Source organism: Lactobacillus sp. N54.MGS-719 (assembly GCF_000980505.1).
GTDB lineage: Bacteria > Bacillota > Bacilli > Lactobacillales > Lactobacillaceae > Lactobacillus > Lactobacillus amylovorus.
On record NZ_LARO01000110.1, the window covers coordinates 1 to 1,261 of the forward strand.

Genomic DNA, 1,261 nt, shown 5'->3' on the forward strand with positions numbered 1-1,261 from the left:
AGGATACACCTGTTCCCATGCCGAACACAGAAGTTAAGCTTCAACGCGCCGAAAGTAGTTGGGGGATCGCTCCCTGCGAGGATAGGGCATTGCCATGCACATCTAAACGAACTTTGGCACCTGGCATTGTGTGTCAGGGTTCGGATATTGGAGAGTTGTCCGAGAGGCCGAAGGAGCAGCATTGGAAATGCTGTATACGGGTTAAAGCCTGTATCAAGGGTTCGAATCCCTTACTCTCCGTTTCTTATGACCCATTAGTCAAGCGGTTAAGACACCAGCCTTTCACGCTGGTATCGTGGGTTCGAATCCCGCATGGGTCACTTATGGAGGATTAGCTCAGTTGGGAGAGCATCTGCCTTACAAGCAGAGGGTCACAGGTTCGAGCCCTGTATCCTCCATTGCAACTGAATAGTTGCATCCACAAGGATGGCTCGGTAGCTCAGTTGGTAGAGCAACGGATTGAAGCTCCGTGTGTCGGCGGTTCGATTCCGTCCCGCGCCACTTTATGGAGGAGTAGCGAAGTGGTTAAACGCGACGGTCTGTAAAACCGTTCCTTCGGGTTCGGCGGTTCGAATCCACCCTCCTCCATTATTATAGGGATATAGTTAAACGGTATAACTACGGTCTCCAAAACCGTCATTGTGGGTTCGATTCCTACTATCCCTGCTCAACTGAATATTTTGGCGGTATTGGTGAAGTTTGGTTAACACATCGGTTTGTGGGTCCGACATGCGTGGGTTCGAATCCCACATACCGCCCTTTTATCCAACAGTCTACCAAATGTTGGATAGTTTGGACGAAACGTTCAGGCACTATTTGGTGGTATAGCCAAGTGGTAAGGCACAGGTCTGCAAAACCTCGATCACCGGTTCAAATCCGGTTACCACCTTTTAGTAAAGACTTATGCCTCTGTGGCGGAATTGGCAGACGCGCTGGACTCAAAATCCAGTTCCCGTTGAGGGAGTGTGGGTTCGACCCCCACCGGAGGCATTAAATATTCGGTTATATATCTTTACTAAGCAGTCATCAGTTTTTACTGATGACTGTTTTTTTGATTTTTAGGGTCTTTGTCAAAAATCTAGGAAGTTTGAGGCTGGTGAATCAATCATCCCGCCCGAAATGAATGCTGCCTATGACCACGATGAACACGCGCTGCCATCAGTTCTCCACCTTCAACGAGCCAAGGAGCATGGAGAATGGGTCGGATTCAATGCCAATTCCGTCTTTAACGATGGTTTGATGGTTAAACTGCTGGTTAATG

The 1,261-nt window shown here is 48.6% G+C and carries 9 tRNA genes and 1 rRNA gene; all 10 read left to right on the forward strand.

Features of this window, described 5'->3' with window-relative positions:
* Positions 1–98 (forward strand): 5S ribosomal RNA (gene rrf / locus WS44_RS10200); the annotation flags it as partial.
* A 51-nt stretch (positions 99–149) separates the two neighbouring features.
* Positions 150–240 (forward strand) — tRNA-Ser (locus tag WS44_RS09350).
* Between the two features lie 8 nt (positions 241–248).
* Positions 249–320 (forward strand) — tRNA-Glu (locus WS44_RS09355).
* A 5-nt stretch (positions 321–325) separates the two neighbouring features.
* Positions 326–398 (forward strand) — tRNA-Val (locus WS44_RS09360).
* Positions 399–428: 30 nt separating this feature from the next.
* A tRNA-Phe gene (locus WS44_RS09365) sits at positions 429–501 on the forward strand.
* 6 nt (positions 502–507) lie between these two features.
* Positions 508–588 (forward strand) — tRNA-Tyr (locus WS44_RS09370).
* Between the two features lie 7 nt (positions 589–595).
* Positions 596–666: transfer RNA gene (locus tag WS44_RS09375), tRNA-Trp, on the forward strand.
* A 17-nt stretch (positions 667–683) separates the two neighbouring features.
* Positions 684–758 (forward strand) — tRNA-His (locus WS44_RS09380).
* 60 nt (positions 759–818) lie between these two features.
* A tRNA-Cys gene (locus tag WS44_RS09385) sits at positions 819–889 on the forward strand.
* A 16-nt stretch (positions 890–905) separates the two neighbouring features.
* Positions 906–990 (forward strand) — tRNA-Leu (locus tag WS44_RS09390).
* The last annotated feature ends 271 nt before the right edge of the window (positions 991–1,261 follow it).